Origin of the sequence: Duganella vulcania, from assembly GCF_009857655.1 — a bacterium.
In the GTDB taxonomy this organism is placed as follows: domain Bacteria; phylum Pseudomonadota; class Gammaproteobacteria; order Burkholderiales; family Burkholderiaceae_D; genus Rugamonas; species Rugamonas vulcania.
In genome coordinates, this window is record NZ_WWCX01000042.1 from 23,794 (window position 1) to 40,235 (window position 16,442).

Here is a 16,442-nt window from a genome sequence, read left to right on the forward strand (position 1 = left end):
GTGTTAAATCAAGATGTTGTAAGATTCGTTCATGTAGGCAACCGCCTCCCCGAAAACCCGCAAGGATACTGACCCAGATGAAAATAGCCACATGGAATGTTAACTCACTCAACGTTCGGCTGACGCACGTCTTGAAATGGCTAGAGGAAAATCCCATCGATATCCTCTGTATTCAAGAAACAAAATTAACTGACGACAAGTTTCCAGCCGCCGCGATCGAGGCCGCCGGCTACCATGTGGTCTACAGTGGACAAAAGACCTACAACGGCGTGGCCATCCTGTCCAAGCTGCCGATCACCGACGTGATCAAGAACAACCCGCGCTACGAGGACGCGCAGCAGCGCATCCTGGCCGCCACCATCGACGGCGTGCGCGTGGTGTGCGCCTACGTGCCCAACGGCCAGAGCGTCGATTCCGACAAGTACGAATACAAGCTGGGCTGGCTGTCCGCCTTCCACGACTGGATCAAGGAAGAAGCCGCGCTGCACCCGCAACTGGCGGTGCTGGGCGACTACAACATCGCGCCGGAAGACCGCGACGTCCACGATCCGGCCGCGTGGGCGGGCCAGGTGCTGGTGTCCGACAAGGAGCGCGCCGCCCTCACCCGCCTGCTCGACATCGGCCTGACCGATTCCTACCGCCTGTTCGAACAGCCGGAAAAGTCGTTCAGCTGGTGGGACTACCGGGCCCTGGGGTTCCGCCTCAACAAAGGCCTGCGCATCGACCACATCCTGCTGTCGCCGGCCCTGGTGGCCCGCTGCAGCGCCTGCGTGATCGACCGCGTGCCGCGCAAATGGGAACAGCCGTCCGACCACGCGCCGGTGATCGCCACGCTCGACTAACTAGATACGCGGCAGCAGCAGCTGGGCCGTCGCGTGCGGCACCGGCTGCGAAAATAAATATCCCTGCGCGTACTGGCAACCGTTGCGCTGCAACAACGCATACTGCCCTTCGGTCTCCACCCCCTCCGCCACCACCGACAATTGCAGGCTGTCCGACAGCGCGATGATGGCCGCCACGATCGCGCGGTCTTCCGCGCTTTCCTCCAGCTCCTTGATGAAGGCGCGGTCGATCTTGATCTTCTTGACCGGGAAGCGCTTCAGATACGCCAGGCTCGAATAGCCGGTGCCGAAATCGTCGATCGACAAGCGGATGCCCATGGCGTTGATCTGGCCCAGGATGTCCAGCGTCTGCTCGCCGTGCTGCATCAGCGCCGTCTCGGTGATCTCGAATTCGATCAGCGACGGATCGATGCCGGTTTCGTCGAGGATGGCGCGGATCGACTCGATCAGGCCGCGATGCATGAACTGGCGCGGCGACAGGTTCACCGCCAGCGGCACCGGCGCCAGCCCGGCGCGCAGCCACGCCATGCTTTGCTGGCAGGCCTGGCGTATCACCCATTCGCCGATCGGCACGATCAGGCCATTCTCCTCGATGATGGGGATGAAGTGGTCCGGCAGCACCAGCTGGCCGGTACCGCCGCCGCGCCGCCAGCGCAGCAGCACCTCCATCGTGTGCAGGCGGCGCGTGCCGATGTCCATGATGGGCTGGAAGTGCAGCTCGAACTCGTCCTGCGCCAGCGCGCCGCGCAGGCTGGACTCCAGCTCGAAGTGCTGCGCCGCCGTCTGGTTCATCGCCTCTTTGAAGTACTGGTAGTTGTTCCTGCCGCTGGCCTTGGCGTGGTACATGGCGGCGTCGGCGTGGCGCATCAGCGTCTCGACGTCGCCGCCGTCGTCCGGGTACACGCAGATGCCGATCGACGGCGTGATGTGCAGGTTGCGGCCCTCCAGCGGGAAGCTCTCCGACAAGGCCTCGATGATCTTCTCGGCCACGTGGCTGGCCTCCTCGGCCGAGCGGATGCCGGGCACCAGCACCACGAATTCATCGCCGCCCAGGCGGGCCACGGTGTCGCTGGCGCGCACCGCGCGGCACAGGCGGCTCGCCACTTCCTTCAGCAGCTGGTCGCCGGTCATGTGGCCGAGCGAATCGTTGATGGTCTTGAAGCGGTCAAGATCGATGAACATCACGGCCAGGCGGCGTTCCGAACGCTGCGCCGCCAGCATGGCGCGGTCCAGGCGGTCCGACAGCAGCGCGCGGTTCGGCAGGCCGGTCAGGCTGTCGTGGTAAGCCATGTGGTGCACGCGCGCCTCGGCCTGGCGCCGCTCGACGATCTCGCCCTGCAGCAGCGCATTGGCGCCGGCCAGTTCGGCGGTGCGCTCCAGCACCCGCACTTCCAGCTCGTCGCGCGCGCGGCTCACCGCTTCCGCCGCCTCGCGCCGCTCGGTGATGTCGTCCACCAGCCACACCGAGCGCCCGGTGGCCTGCGCCAGGTCGAACGGGCGGCCCGACAGGCGGCCCCAGAACGTGCTGCCGTCCTTGCGCACCAGCTGGTATTCGGAGGCGTGCACGCGGCCGGCGTGGAAGTCCAGCGCGGTGGCGGCGCGCGCCTGTTCCCACGCGCCCTTGTCGGCGTAGAAGGCCTGTACGCTCAGCTGGTTCATCTCGCCCGGCGCGTAGCCGAACAGTTCCTCCATCTTGGTGTTGCAGCGCAGGTTGCGGCCATGCTCCACCACCGAGATGCCCAGCACCGCGCTGTCCAGGATGGCCTGGTTTTCCAGCAGCGCGTTGCGCAGCGATTCCTCGGCGCGTTTTTGCTCGGTGCGGTCCTCGATCACCCAGATCGTGCCCTGGGTCGGATCGTCGGGATTGACCACGTAGCCGATCAGCTGCGCCCATAGTGTCGTGTCGTCGGCGCGGCGCAGTTCCATCTCGACCTGGAACGGCTTGCCGACCGACAGATAGGGATAGGCCTGCTCGCCCAGCTTGTCGTACGATTCCTGCGACGGGTACAGCGCGCGTCCGGGCAGGCCCAGGCCGGAGTCGCCGTCGTAGCGGAACATCTCCGCGAAGCCGCGGTTGTAGCGCGTGATGATGCGGTTCTTGGTAAACAGGATGCTCATCGAGGCGTTGGTCATGATGGCCTCGACCTCCATCTGGGTCTGGCGCGTGCTGGTCACGTCCTCCAGGATCCAGATGGTGCCGCCGTCGCTATGCTCGTCGTCCACCGCCTTGGCGCGCACGCGGCACCAGAACAGGCCACCGTCCCTGCGCTTGAACTGGTATTCCGTCTTCTCGAACGGCTGGCCCGCGCCCAGCAGCGGCGCCGCCTCGCGGCCGAATTCCTCGTAGTGCTCCGCCGACGGGAACACCATCGCCGACGGCTGCCCCAGCATCTCGTCGATGTCATAGCCGAACATCTCGGCCATGCGCGGATTACAGCTCAACATGATCTGCGCCTTGCTGAACAGGATGCCGACCGAGGCGTTGTCCAGGATCGCCTTCTGCTCCAGCAGCAGTTGCCGGGTCTCTTCCTCGTGGCGCTTTTGCGCGCTGCGGTCGTCGAAGATCCAGATCGTGTCCTGCTGCGTGCGGCCCGGATTGATCACATAGCCGAAGGCGTGCGCCCAGAAGGTCGAGCCGTCCTGGCGCCGCATCTCCATCTCGGCCTGGTACGGTTTGCCGCGCGCCAGCAGCGGACGGGCTTTCTTCACCACCGCGTCGAACGCGTCCTGCGACGGATACAACGTCGACGTCAACTGGCCCACGCCGCTGTCGTCGTTGAAGCCGAAGAATTCGGCGAAGCGGCGGTTGTAGCGCAGGATGCGGTTATCGCGCTGGAAGCCGATCGCCAGCGGCGCGCTGTCCATGATGGCCTGCATCTCCAGCAGCGCGCGGCGCAGCTTCTCGACGTCGATGCGGTGATCGTTGATGTCCTCCATGATCCACACCGTGCCCTCGGCGGTTTGCACGGGATCGATGGCGCGGCCGTACAGGCGGGCCCAGAACACCGAGCCGTCCTTGCGCCGCATCCGCGTATCCTGCATGAAGGGCAGGCCCTGCGACAGCGGCGGGCGGGCGTTGCGGCTCAATTCAAGGAAGTCCGCCTCGCTCGGATACACGGTCACGCTGGCCATGCCCTCCAGCTCATGGCGGCTGTAGCCCAGCATCTCGGCGCAGCGGATATTGCATTCCTGGATAACGCCGTCCTTGGTGAACAGGATGCCGACGGCGGCATTCTCCAGGATGGCCTGCTGCTCCAGCAGCGTCTTGCGCAACGCGCGCTGGTCGCGCTCCGCCGCGCTGACGTCGTGGAAGACCACCGTGGCGCCCTGCACCGCCGCGCCGGCCGGCAGCGGCTTGCTCCAGGCCTGCACCGACAGGTATTGGCCGCTGGCGCAGGTCAGGCAGCTGTCCCAGCGCTGTCCCGCGTTGGCCGCGCCCAGCGCCGCGTCGAGCGCCTTCATGCTGGCGGCGCGCACATGGCGCGCGAACAGGTCGGCCAATGGCTTGCCGCATGGGTCGAAGCCCAGCAAGTCCGCCAGTTCCTGATTCGCGGCCAACACCATGCCATCGGTGCCGTAGGCGCACGCGGGAACGCCGATCAGCGCCAGCGCCTCGGCTACAAAATCAGGATTGGTCGAAACTCGGTTCATGTACACCAAAGGCACCCATTCTAAGATGCCACCTTGCCAGTTACTTCTCGGCAGCATAGTTGGCAGATCATAAACCACAATGGGCGCATTAGCCATCGCCCATACCGGCGGCGGCCCTAAAAACGACAATGCCCGGCGAACCGGGCATTGCTGTCATCCGACTGCTTGACAATTACATCAGTGCGCACTGGCTCCGGCGGCGCCGATGCCGGTTTCGGAGCGCATTTCCTGCGCCTCGTAGCCGGCGCGGTCGATGCGTGCACGCGCGCTGCGGTCCATCAGCGAAACCAGCCAGATGCTGACGAAGGCGATCGGCATCGAGAAGATGGCCGGCGACGCATAAGGGAACAGCGCGTCGGTATTACCCAGCACATCGACCCACACCGATTTCGACACCACGGTCAGCACCACGGCGGTGATCAGGCCGACGAAGCCGCCGATGGTGGCGCCACGGGTGGTGCAATCCTTCCACAGCACCGACATGAACAGCACCGGGAAGTTGGCCGAGGCGGCGATGGCGAAGGCCAGCGACACCATGAACGCGATGTTCTGCTTCTCGAACACGATGCCCAGCACCACGGCGACGATGCCCAGTGCGACGGTGGTCAGGCGCGATACATACAGTTCCTTCGCGCTGGTGGCCTTGCCCTTTTTGATAACAGTGGCATACAGGTCATGCGACACCGCCGATGCGCCGGACAAGGTCAGGCCGGCCACCACCGCCAGGATGGTGGCGAAAGCCACGGCGGAGATAAAGCCCAGGAAGACGTTGCCGCCCACGGCCTTGGCCAGGTGGATAGCGGCCATGTTGTTCCCGCCCAGCAGTTTGCCGGCGGCGTCCTTGAACTCGGGATTGGTGCTCACCAAGACGATGGCGCCGAAGCCGATGATGAAGGTCAGGATGTAGAAGTACGCGATCCAGCTGGTGGCCCAGAACACCGACTTGCGCGCTTCCTTGGCGCTTGGGACGGTGAAGAAGCGCATCAGGATGTGCGGCAGGCCTGCGGTGCCGAACATCAGCGCCATGCCGAACGAGATCGCCGACACGGGGTCCTTGATGAAGGTACCTGGGCCCATGATGGCGTCCTTCTTGGCGTGCACTTCCACCGACTTGGCGAACAGCGCCTCGGGGCTGAAGTTGAACTGCGCCAGCACGACGACCGCCATGAAGGTGGCGCCGCCCAGCAGCATCACGGCCTTGATGATCTGCACCCAGGTGGTGGCGGTCATGCCGCCGAACAGCACGTAGACCATCATCAGCGTACCGACCAGCACCACGGCGATCCAGTATTCAAGGCCGAACAGCAGTTTGATCAGCTGCCCCGCGCCGACCATCTGCGCGATCAGGTAGAAGGCCACCACCACCAGCGTGCCGGAGGCGGAGAAGATGCGGATCGGCGCCTGCTTGAAACGATAGGCGGCGACGTCGGCGAAGGTGAAGCGGCCCAGGTTGCGCAGGCGCTCCGCCATCAGGAAGGTGATCACCGGCCAGCCGACCAGGAAGCCGATGGCGTAGATCAGGCCATCGTAACCGTTCAGGAACACGGCGGCGGAAATGCCGAGGAAGGACGCCGCCGACATGTAGTCGCCGGCGATGGCCAGGCCGTTCTGGAAACCGGTGATGCCGCCGCCGGCGGTGTAGAAGTCGGCCGCCGATTTGGTCTTGGCCGCCGCCCACTTGGTGACGAACAGCGTGAAGATGACGAAGGCGCCGAACATGATGATCGCGGTCCAGTTGATCGGCTGCTTGACCGCCTGGCCGAGATCCGCACCGGCCGCCAGCGCCGCACCGCTGGCGCCCAGCAGCGTCAGGGCGGCAAGGCCGCGAAGGCTAAGCAAGCCACGCTTGGCGGCGTTCATGCTTTCACCCGCTCGTGGATGGCCTGGGTCAGGTCGTCGAACTGCTTGTTGGCGCGGCGGACGTAGGCACCGGTGATCAGCACCGTGAACACGATCACGAACAGGCCGATCGGCATCCCCCAGGTCATCACCCCGCCACCGGTCTTCGACGCCAGCAGTTCCTTGTCGAAAGCGATGAGCAGGATGTAGCCGTAATAAACCAACATCATTACCGCGGTCAGCGCCCAGCCGAAGCGGGAGCGCGTCTTGACCAGCTGGTGGTAGCTGGGGTCGCGCTTTATTTTTTGAACCAGATCGTCATGCATGACTTGTCTCCTATAGTTTATCTGCAGCCTATGCTCTTTTCTTTTCGAGCTTGACTCCACAATAAACCGCCATGCTTACCGGCCCCTTACGCGCACAACTACTTTTTCACATCTCCATGCAGCGCGTGTTGTATCTGCTGCAGCGAAGCCGGATCCTCGATCGCGGTGAGGTCGCCGGGATTGCGGCCTTCGCAGATGGCCTGTATCGAACGGCGCAGCAGCTTGCCGGATCGGGTCTTGGGCAGTTGCGGCACGAAGTACACGCGCGATGGCCGCGCCACAGCGCCCAACTGGTGATCGACCACGCCGAGTATCTCGCGCTCCTGCGCGGCGCGGCCCGCGTCGTCGGCGGTGCGCGTCGCATCCTTGACGATGACGAAGGCAACCGCCACCTGGCCTTTGAGCTTGTCCTCCACGCCGACCACCGCCACTTCCGACACGTTGGCATGGCTGGAAATGGATTCCTCGATCTCGCGCGTGCCGAGGCGATGGCCGGCGACGTTGATCACATCGTCGGTGCGGCCGAGGATGAAGTAGTAGCCGTCGGCGTCGCGCACGCCCCAATCGAAGGTCGAATAGACCTGCTGGCTGTCGAAGGTGGACCAGTAGGTGTCGATGAAACGCTGGTCGTCACCGTACACCGTCTGCATGCAGCCAGGCGGCAGCGGGCCGTCGATCACCACCACGCCCTTCTCGTTGGCGCCGCATTCCTCGCCGGTGGATTCGTTGAGCAGCTTGACCTTGTAGCCGTACATCGCCACACCGGGGCTGCCCAGGCGCGTCGGCAGATCCTCGACGCCCTTGGCGATCGACAGGATGGGCCAGCCGGTTTCGGTCTGCCAGTAGTTGTCGATGATCGGTACACCCAGCTCTTCGGAAATCCACTTCGACGTGGTTTCGTCCAGCGGCTCGCCGGCCAGGTACAGTGCGCGCAGCGACGACAGGTCGTACTTGCGCATGAACTCCGGCGGCTGCTTGCGCAGCACGCGGATCGCCGTCGGCGCCGAGAACATGCGCGTGACCTTGTACTTCTCGACGATGCTCCACCAGATGCCGGCGTCCGGGCAGATCGGCAGGCCTTCGTACATGATGGTCGCCATGCCGGCGATCAGCGGGCCGTAGACGATGTAGGAGTGGCCGACCACCCAGCCGATGTCGGAGGTGGCGAAGAAGGTCTCGCCGGCATTGCCGCAGAAGTTGTACTTCATCGACGAGGCCAGCGCTACAGCATAGCCGCCGACGTCGCGCTGCACGCCCTTCGGCTTGCCGGTGGTGCCGGAGGTGTAGAGGATGTACGAAGGCTCGTTCGATTCCAGCCAGGTCACGGGCACGTGCGCATCCATGTGGGCGGCGCGCAGGCTGGCCCAGTCCTCGTCGCGGCCGGCCACCACTTCCATCGGCGCCAGGTTGCGGTTCACCAGCAGCACCTTGGCCGGCTTGGCGGTGGACAGCGTGATCGCTTCGTCCAGCAGGTATTTGTAGGGGATCGCCTTGCCGTTGCGCGAACCCGCGTCGGCGGAGACGATCAGCGCCGGCTTGGCGTCGTCGATGCGGCTGGCCAGGCTGTTGGCGGCAAAGCCACCGAACACCACCGAGTGGATGGCGCCGATGCGGGCGCAGGCCAGCATCGCGAACGCCGCCTCGGCGATCATCGGCATGTAGATCAGCACCCGGTCGCCACGGCCGACGCCCAGCGCTTGCATCATCGCGGCGCAGCGTTCGACTTCGGTGCGCAGCTCGTTGAACGAGTAGCTGCGCTCCGTGTTGGTTTCGGTGGAGATGGCGATCAGCGCGGCGCGGTCGCCCTGCGTGGCGCACCAGCGGTCCACCGCGTTGTGACACAGGTTGGTCTGCCCGCCGACGAACCACTTGGCGAACGGAGGATGGGAATAATCCAGCACCTTGGTGCATGGGACGTTCCAGTCGATGAGCGCTGCCTCGTCCTGCCAGAATTGTTCAGGCGTGTCGATAGAGCGCCGATAGAAATCAGCGTAGTTCATGTCTCCTCCGTTATGTATGTGTCGCTTAGCTGTGTCTTAGAACGAATCGCCGGGAACGCGTACCCAGCCTTCCATCAGCACGCGGGCGCTGCGGCTCATGACCGCTTTTGTTACGCTCCATTCGCCGTTCTGCTGCGTCGCTTGCGCGCCTACCCGCAAGGTGCCGGACGGATGGCCGAAGCGCACCGCCTCGCGCGCGCCGCCGCCCGCCGCCAGGTTCACCAGCGTGCCGGGGATCGCCGCGGCGGTGCCGATGGCGACTGCCGCCGTGCCCATCATCGCGTGATGCAGCTTACCCATCGACATGGCGCGCACCAGCAGGTCCACGTCGGTGGCGGCGACCTGCTTGCCGCTGGACGAGGTGTACGGCGCCGGCTTGGCGACGAAGGCCACCTTGGGCGTGTGCTGGCGCGTGGCCGCGTCGTCGATATGCTTGATGAGGCCCATGCGCAGCGCGCCGTGGGCGCGTATCAGCTCGAACCGCGCCAGCGCCTTGGGATCGCTGTTGATGGCGTCCTGCAGTTCGGTGCCGAGGTAGCCGATATCTTCCGCGTTGACGAAGATGGTCGGGATGCCGGCGTTGATCATGGTCGCCTTCATGGTGCCGACGCCGGGCACTTCCAGCTCGTCGACCAGCTGGCCGGTAGGGAACATGGAGCCGCCGGCGCCCTCTTCCTCCGCCGCCGGGTCCATGAATTCCAGCTGCACTTCGGCCGCCGGGAAAGTCACGCCGTCGAGTTCAAAGTCACCGGTTTCCTGCACTTCGCCGTTGGTCATCGGTACGTGGGCGATGATGGTCTTGCCGATGTTGGCCTGCCATACGCGCACCACGGCCATGCCGTCGTGCGGAACGCGCGCCGCGTCCACCAGGCCTCCGCTGATGGCGAAGGCGCCGACCGCGGCGGACAGGTTGCCGCAATTGCCGCTCCAGTCGACGAAGGCCTTGTCGATGGAGACCTGGCCGAACAGGTAGTCGACATCGTGATCCGGCTTGCTGCTCTTGGCCAGGATCACCGTCTTGCTGGTGCTGGAGGTTGCGCCGCCCATGCCGTCGATCTGCTTGCCGTACGGGTCCGGGCTGCCGATCACGCGCAGCAGCAAGGCGTCGCGCGCGGCGCCCGGTTGCCGCGCGGCTTCCGGCAGGTCCTGCAGCCGGAAGAAAACGCCCTTGCTGGTACCGCCACGCATATAAGTGGCGGGGATCTTGATTTGCGGTTGATGCGCCATGATCATGCAGCCTTCGCGGATTCAAGGAAGTCCTGGGCGAAGCGCTGCAGCACGCCGCCCGCTTCGTAGATCGACACCTCTTCCGCCGTATCGAGGCGGCAGATCACCGGCACTTCGACGCGCTCGCCGTTGCGGCGGTTGACCACCAGCGTCAGCGTCGAACGCGGCGTGCGCTCGCCGATCACGTCGTAGCTTTCGGTGCCGTCCAGTCCCAGCGTCAAACGGTTCACGCCAGGCTGGAACTCCAGCGGCAGCACGCCCATGCCGACCAGGTTGGTGCGGTGGATGCGCTCGAAGCCTTCGGCCACGATGGCCTCCACGCCCGCCAGCCGCACGCCCTTGGCCGCCCAGTCGCGTGACGAGCCTTGGCCGTAATCGGCGCCGGCGATCACGATCAGCGGCTGCTTGCGTTCCATGTAGGTCTCGATGGCCTCCCACATGCGGGTGACTTTGCCTTCCGGCTCCACGCGGGCCAGCGAACCGGCTTTGACCTTGCCGTCGGCATCGCGCACCATTTCGTTCTTCAGCGTCGGATTGGCGAAGGTGGCGCGTTGCGCGGTCAGGTGGTCGCCGCGATGGGTGGCGTAGGAGTTGAAGTCCTCTTCCGGCAGGCCCATTTTGGCCAGGTACTCGCCGGCCGCACTGTTCAACATGATCGCGTTCGATGGCGACAGGTGATCAGTGGTGATGTTATCGCCCAGGAGCGCCAGCGGCAGCATGCCTTTCAGCGGACGCGCGCCGGCCAATGCGCCTTCCCAGTACGGCGGACGACGGATGTACGTGGTCTGCGGACGCCAGTCGTACAGCGGCTTCACTTTCACGCCGTCGTCTTCCTGCTTGGCGAACATCGGGATGTAGACCTTGTTGTACTGCGCCGGCTTGACGCTGGACGCGACCAGCGCGTCGATTTCTTCGTCGGTCGGCCAGATGTCCTTCAGCGTGACCGGGTGGCCGTTGGCGTCGATGCCCAGGACATCCTTCTCGATGTCGAAGCGGATCGTGCCGGCGATGGCGTAGGCCACCACCAGCGGGGGCGATGCCAGGAATGCCTGCTTGGCGTAGGGGTGGATGCGGCCGTCGAAATTGCGGTTACCCGACAATACGGCGGTGGCGTACAGGTCGCGGTCGATGACTTCCTTCTGGATCACCGGATCAAGCGCGCCGGACATGCCGTTGCAGGTGGTGCAGGCATACGCCACCACGCCGAAGCCCAACTGCTCCAGCTCAGGCATCAGGCCTGCTTCCTCCAGGTACAGCGTCACAGTCTTGGAGCCGGGCGCCAGCGAGCTTTTCACCCATGGCTTGCGGGTCAGGCCGCGCGCGTTGGCGTTGCGGGCCAGCAGGCCGGCAGCGATCATGTTGCGCGGGTTATTGGTGTTGGTGCAGCTGGTGATGGCGGCGATGATCACCGCGCCATCCGGCATCAGGCCTGGCTCGTTCTCCACCACGCCGCTGATGCCGCGCGCGGCCAGCTCGGAGGTCGGCACGCGGTTGTGCGGGTTCGACGGACCGGCGATGGTACGCACCACCGACGACAGGTCGAACTTCAGCACGCGCTCGTACTCGGCGGTCTTCAGGGCTTCGCCCCACAGGCCGGTCTCTTTGGCGTAGGTTTCCACCAGCTTGACCAGTTCATCATCGCGGCCGGTCAGCTTGAGGTACTTGATGGTCTGCTCGTCGATGTAGAACATCGCGGCGGTGGAGCCGTATTCCGGCGCCATGTTGGAGATGGTCGCGCGGTCGCCCAGCGTCAGGTGCGATGCGCCCTCGCCGAAGAACTCCAGGTAGGACGATACGACCTTCTGCTTGCGCAGGAATTCGGTCAGCGCCAGAACGGTGTCGGTGGCGGTGACGCCGGGCTGCGGCTTGCCCGTCAGTTCGACGCCGATGATGTCCGGCAGGCGCATCCACGATGCGCGGCCCAGCATCACGCTCTCCGCTTCCAGGCCGCCGACGCCGATGGCGATCACGCCCAGCGCATCGACCATCGGCGTGTGCGAATCGGTGCCGACCAGCGTGTCCGGGAAGGCCACGCCGTCCACCGCCTGGATCACCGGCGACATGCGCTCCAGGTTGATCTGGTGCAGGATGCCGTTACCCGGCGGGATCACGTCGACGTTCTTGAACGCCTTCTTGGTCCAGTTGATGAAATCGAAGCGGTCCTCGTTGCGGCGGTCTTCGATGGCGCGGTTCTTGTCGAAGGCGTCGGGGTCGAAGCCGCCGCATTCGACGGCCAGCGAGTGGTCGACCACCAGTTGGGTCGGCACCACCGGGTTGACCAGCGCGGGATCGCCGCCTTGCAGCGCGATGGCGTCGCGCAGGCCGGCCAGGTCGACCAGCGCGGTCTGGCCGAGGATGTCGTGGCAGACCACGCGCGCGGGGAACCATGGGAAGTCCAGGTCGCGCTTGCGCTCGATCAGTTGCGACAGCGAGGCGTTGAGCGTCGCAGGATCGCAGCGGCGCACCAGGTTCTCGGCCAGCACACGCGAGGTGTATGGCAGCTTGGCCCAGGCGCCCGGCTGGATCGCGTCGACCGCGGCGCGCGCGTCGAAGTAATCGAGCTTGGTGCCCGGCAGGGATTTGCGGAATTGGGTGTTCATTATTTGCGGTCCTTGATTGGCACGAATTTCAGGTCTTCAGGACCGACGTAGTTCGCGCTTGGACGAATGATCTTGTTGTCGATGCGCTGTTCGATGATGTGCGCGGCCCAGCCGGACGTGCGCGAGATGACGAACAGCGGCGTGAACATCGCGGTCGGCACGCCCATCATGTGGTACGACACGGCCGAGAACCAGTCCAGGTTCGGGAACATCTTCTTGATGTCCCACATGACGGTCTCCAGGCGCTCGGCGATGTCGAACATCTTCATCGAGCCGGCTTCCTGCGACAGATTGCGCGCCACTTCCTTGATGACGACGTTGCGCGGATCGGAGATGGTGTACACCGGATGGCCAAAGCCGATCACCACTTCCTTGTTGGCGACGCGGTTGCGGATGTCCGCTTCGGCTTCGTCGGCGTTTTCGTAACGCTTCTGGATCTCGAAGGCGAATTCGTTGGCGCCGCCGTGCTTGGGGCCGCGCAGCGCGCCGATCGCGCCGGTGATGGCGGAGTGGATGTCCGAACCCGTGCCGGCGATCACGCGGCTGGTGAAGGTGGAGGCGTTGAACTCGTGTTCCGCGTACAGGATCAGCGAGGTGTGCATCGCCTGCACCCAGCTGTCGGAAGGCTTCTCGCCGTGCAGCAGGTGCAGGAAGTGGCCGCCGATGGAGTCGTCGTCGGTTTCCACGTCGATGCGCTTGCCGTTGTGGCTGAAGTGGTACCAGTACAGCAGCATCGAGCCGAAGGAAGCCATCAGGCGGTCGGCGATGTCGCGCGCGCCCGGCACATTGTGGTCGTCCTTTTCCGGCAGCGTGCAGCCGAGCACCGAGACGCCGGTGCGCATCACGTCCATCGGGTGGGCCGATGCGGGCAGTGCTTCCAGCGCGGCTTTCAGCGATTGCGGCAGGCCGCGCAGCGAGCGCAGTTTGGCTTTGTAGCCTTTCAGTTCGGCGCTGGTCGGCAGTTTGCCGTGGACCAGCAGGTAGGCGATTTCTTCGAACTCGCAGGTGTTGGCGACGTCGAGGATGTCGTAGCCGCGGTAGTGCAGGTCGTTGCCGGTTTTGCCGACGGAGCACAGTGCGGTGTTACCTGCGGTGACGCCGGACAGGGCGACGGATTTTTTTGGTTTGAAGGTAGCTTCGGTCATTTCAGGGTCTCCTCGAATCGATTATTTTTTCTGCGCGGCGAACAGTGCATCCAGCTTCTGCTCGAAGCTGTGGTAGTTGATGCGTTCATACAGTTCGGCGCGGGTTTGCATGGTGTCGACCACGTTCTGCTGGGTGCCGTCGCGGCGGATCGCGCCGTAGACGTTTTCCGCGGCCTTGTTCATCGCGCGGAAGGCGGACAGCGGATACAGCACCAGGCCCACGTCGGCGCCGCGCAATTCGTCCACGGTGAACAATGGCGTCGAGCCGAATTCGGTGATGTTGGCCAGCACCGGCACTTTGACGGCGGCCGCGAATTTTTTGTACATATCGAGGCTGATCATCGCCTCCGGGAAGATCATGTCCGCGCCGGCTTCGACGCAGGCGACGGCGCGCTCGATGGCGGCGTCCAGGCCTTCGACGGCCAGCGCATCGGTGCGGGCCATGATGACGAAATTCTCATCGGTGCGCGCATCGACGGCGGCGGCGATGCGGTCGACCATCTCCTGCTTGGTGACGATCTCCTTGCCCGGACGGTGGCCGCAGCGCTTGGCGCCGACCTGGTCTTCGATGTGCATGGCGGCGGCGCCGAACTTGATCATCGACTTGACGGTGCGCGCCACGTTGAAGGCGGAGGCGCCGAAGCCGGTGTCGACGTCGACCAGCAGCGGCACGTCGCACACGTCGGTGATGCGGCGCACGTCGGTCAGGACGTCGTCCAGATTGGAGATGCCCAGGTCCGGCAGGCCGAGCGAACCAGCCGCCACGCCGCCACCCGACAGGTAGATCGCCTTGAAACCGGCGCGTTTGGCAAGCAGGGCGTGGTTGGCGTTGATCGCGCCGACCACCTGCAATGGGGATTCTTCCTGGACGGCTTTGCGGAACGCGGCGCCTGCGGAGTATTGACTCATGTTCTGACCTTTCAATGTTGCAGTGAAGTTGGGCTATGCTCTGCAAGCGGCGTGCCAGACAGACACACCATATAAATCAACGACTTACGAAATAATGATGTTACAGCGATGTTTCAATTTGAAACATCGAAACAGATGAACTACAATTGAAACATGCGCCATTCCACGCCCCTGCCCTTCGACGCCAACGACAAACCGGTGATCTGGACGGTTTCCGTCTCGCGCCTGTACGACCTGTTCCGCGACATCACGCTGGAATACGACGACCTGGCTACGATCGAACCGATCAACCTGGGCTTCGACGAGGCGGCGCGCCACATCCGCGAGCGCATGGCCACCGAGCGTTGCGACGCCGTCATCGCCGCCGGCTCCAATGCCGCGTATTTGAAGGGCCGGTTGTCGGTGCCGGTGGTGATCGCCAAATTCAGCGGCTTCGATGTGATGCAGGCATTGGCGCGGGCACGCCGCGTGTCGGACCGCATCGGCATCGTCACCTATCAGGACCGCTTGCCGGAGCTGGCCGAATTCGCCAATACCTTCGGCTTCGACGTCGAGCAGCGCACCTACGCCACCGAGGAGGACGCGCGTGCGCAGATCAACGACCTGAAGGCGGCCGGCATCAAGGCCATCGTCGGCGCCGGCCTGATTACCGACCTGGCCGAGGAAGCGGGGCTGACCGGCGTATTCGTCTACTCCGCCGCCTCGATCCGCCACGCCTTCGACGACGCGCTGGAAATGGCGCGGCTGACGCAGCTCGAATCGAACCGCGGCCGCACGCGCGGCGCGGTGGTGGCGGACACGCTGCGCGCCAAGCATGGCATCAACGACCTGCGTGGCGACTCCGCCGCGATGGAGGCGCTGCGCCAGTCGGTGGTGCTGTATGCGAAATCCCCAGCCACAGTGCTGATACAGGCGGAAACCGGCTGCGGCAAGGAGCTGGTGGCGCAGGCCATCCACCGCGAGAGCCCACGCACGCTGGGCCAGAACCGCCCCTTCGTCGCGGTCAATTGCGGCGCGATCGCGGAGTCGCTGCTGGAATCGGAGTTATTCGGCCACGAGGAAGGCGCTTTCACCGGTGCGCGGCGCGGCGGTCATGCGGGCCTGTTCGAGGCAGCCAACCGCGGCACGCTGTTCCTCGACGAGATAGGCGAGATGCCGTTGACGCTGCAAACCCGTTTGCTGCGCGTGCTGGAGGAACGCGAGGTGGTGCGCGTGGGCGGCACGCGGCCAATCGCGGTCAACGTGCGCATCATCAGCGCCACGCACTGCGACCTGGAACAGCGCGTGCGCGAGGGCCGCTTCCGCGCCGACCTGTTCTACCGGCTGGCGGTGCTGCGCCTGACGATACCGCCGCTGCGCGCGCGGCTGGAGGACGTGATGACGTTGGCCGAATTGTCGCTCAAGAATGCGCTGGCGTCACTGGGCGCGCGGCCGCATCCCAACCTGCATGCGGAGATGGCGGCCTGCGCGCCGCTGCTGCAGCATTACGACTGGCCGGGCAATGTGCGCGAATTGCGCAACCTGACCGAGCGCCTGGCGCTGTTCCTCGCCGCCGAGCCGCTGCAGGCGTTGACGCCCGCCTTCGTCCTCAGCGTGGCGCCGGAACTGGGCAGGCGCGCGGCCCCGCCGTTAGCCGCCGGTTCCACAGCCGGTCCCGCCATCGGCGACGCCTTCGGTTCCGCCTCCGGTTTCGCCTCCGATTCCGCCGCCGGCGCGCAGCCGCACACCCTACCGGCTGCCCGCCGGTCCGCCGAAAGCGCGACGGACGTGCTGGCCCGCTTTGGCGGCCGGCGTGACGCGGCCGCCGACTATCTCGGCATCAGCCGCACCACACTCTGGCGCAAGCTGCGCGCCGAGGCCGGCGAATAGCGCCTGCCTAGCCGTGCGCCGGCGCCAGGTGTCC

10 protein-coding genes are annotated in these 16,442 nt (G+C 65.0%); 2 read left to right on the plus strand and 8 right to left on the minus strand.

Translation table 11 applies throughout. The annotated features are described in order from the left end of the window. Positions 1–77 precede the first annotated feature (77 nt). On the plus strand, positions 78–842 hold the full coding sequence (gene xth / locus GTP90_RS20700; RefSeq protein WP_161085310.1) for an exodeoxyribonuclease III: 765 nt from the start codon (positions 78–80) through the stop codon (positions 840–842). Here xth and GTP90_RS20705 read toward each other — a convergent pair whose 3' ends face one another. The 8 genes from GTP90_RS20705 to prpB form a co-directional block, all read right to left on the minus strand. Then, the gene (locus GTP90_RS20705; protein WP_161085311.1) at positions 843–4,493 is read right to left on the minus strand and encodes an EAL domain-containing protein; all 3,651 of its coding nucleotides are present in this window, start codon (positions 4,491–4,493) and stop codon (positions 843–845) included. 177 nt (positions 4,494–4,670) lie between these two features. Next, a complete protein-coding gene (locus GTP90_RS20710; protein ID WP_175048167.1) occupies positions 4,671–6,353 on the minus strand; it encodes a cation acetate symporter in 1,683 nt (560 codons plus the stop codon). Beyond that, a complete protein-coding gene (locus tag GTP90_RS20715) occupies positions 6,350–6,658 on the minus strand; it encodes a DUF485 domain-containing protein (protein ID WP_161085312.1) in 309 nt (102 codons plus the stop codon). Before GTP90_RS20715 ends, GTP90_RS20710 begins: the two co-directional genes overlap by 4 nt. A 98-nt stretch (positions 6,659–6,756) precedes the next feature. Beyond that, positions 6,757–8,658, minus strand: coding sequence for a propionate--CoA ligase (locus tag GTP90_RS20720; protein ID WP_161085313.1), 1,902 nt, complete (start codon positions 8,656–8,658; stop codon positions 6,757–6,759). Positions 8,659–8,694: 36 nt separating this feature from the next. Next, the gene (gene prpF / locus GTP90_RS20725) at positions 8,695–9,885 is read right to left on the minus strand and encodes a 2-methylaconitate cis-trans isomerase PrpF (RefSeq protein ID WP_161085314.1); all 1,191 of its coding nucleotides are present in this window, start codon (positions 9,883–9,885) and stop codon (positions 8,695–8,697) included. A 2-nt stretch (positions 9,886–9,887) separates the two neighbouring features. Continuing rightward, positions 9,888–12,485 (minus strand): Fe/S-dependent 2-methylisocitrate dehydratase AcnD, encoded by a 2,598-nt coding sequence (gene acnD / locus GTP90_RS20730; RefSeq protein WP_161085315.1) that lies wholly within the window; start codon positions 12,483–12,485, stop codon positions 9,888–9,890. Beyond that, positions 12,485–13,630 carry a bifunctional 2-methylcitrate synthase/citrate synthase gene (gene prpC / locus GTP90_RS20735; protein WP_161085316.1) on the minus strand — a complete coding sequence of 382 codons (1,146 nt, stop codon included), beginning with the start codon at positions 13,628–13,630 and terminating at the stop codon, positions 12,485–12,487. The genes acnD and prpC overlap by 1 nt, the downstream gene beginning before the upstream one ends. Before the next feature lie 21 nt (positions 13,631–13,651). Further along, positions 13,652–14,539, minus strand: coding sequence for a methylisocitrate lyase (gene prpB, locus GTP90_RS20740; protein WP_161085317.1), 888 nt, complete (start codon positions 14,537–14,539; stop codon positions 13,652–13,654). 153 nt (positions 14,540–14,692) lie between these two features. Between prpB and prpR the strand changes: the two genes are divergently transcribed. Continuing rightward, the gene (prpR, locus tag GTP90_RS20745; protein ID WP_161085318.1) at positions 14,693–16,408 is read left to right on the plus strand and encodes a propionate catabolism operon regulatory protein PrpR; all 1,716 of its coding nucleotides are present in this window, start codon (positions 14,693–14,695) and stop codon (positions 16,406–16,408) included. Positions 16,409–16,442 lie beyond the last annotated feature (34 nt).

Excerpts from the sequence above, each read along its gene's own strand:
- xth (WP_161085310.1), top strand. The coding sequence starts at position 78 with ATGAAAATAGCCACATGGAATGTTAACTCACTCAACGTTCGGCTGACG.
- GTP90_RS20705 (WP_161085311.1), bottom strand. The coding sequence starts at position 4,493 with ATGAACCGAGTTTCGACCAATCCTGATTTTGTAGCCGAGGCGCTGGCG.
- GTP90_RS20710 (WP_175048167.1), bottom strand. The coding sequence starts at position 6,353 with ATGAACGCCGCCAAGCGTGGCTTGCTTAGCCTTCGCGGCCTTGCCGCC.
- GTP90_RS20715 (WP_161085312.1), bottom strand. The coding sequence starts at position 6,658 with ATGCATGACGATCTGGTTCAAAAAATAAAGCGCGACCCCAGCTACCAC.
- GTP90_RS20720 (WP_161085313.1), bottom strand. The coding sequence starts at position 8,658 with ATGAACTACGCTGATTTCTATCGGCGCTCTATCGACACGCCTGAACAA.
- prpF (WP_161085314.1), bottom strand. The coding sequence starts at position 9,885 with ATGGCGCATCAACCGCAAATCAAGATCCCCGCCACTTATATGCGTGGC.
- acnD (WP_161085315.1), bottom strand. The coding sequence starts at position 12,485 with ATGAACACCCAATTCCGCAAATCCCTGCCGGGCACCAAGCTCGATTAC.
- prpC (WP_161085316.1), bottom strand. The coding sequence starts at position 13,630 with ATGACCGAAGCTACCTTCAAACCAAAAAAATCCGTCGCCCTGTCCGGC.
- prpB (WP_161085317.1), bottom strand. The coding sequence starts at position 14,539 with ATGAGTCAATACTCCGCAGGCGCCGCGTTCCGCAAAGCCGTCCAGGAA.
- prpR (WP_161085318.1), top strand. The coding sequence starts at position 14,693 with ATGCGCCATTCCACGCCCCTGCCCTTCGACGCCAACGACAAACCGGTG.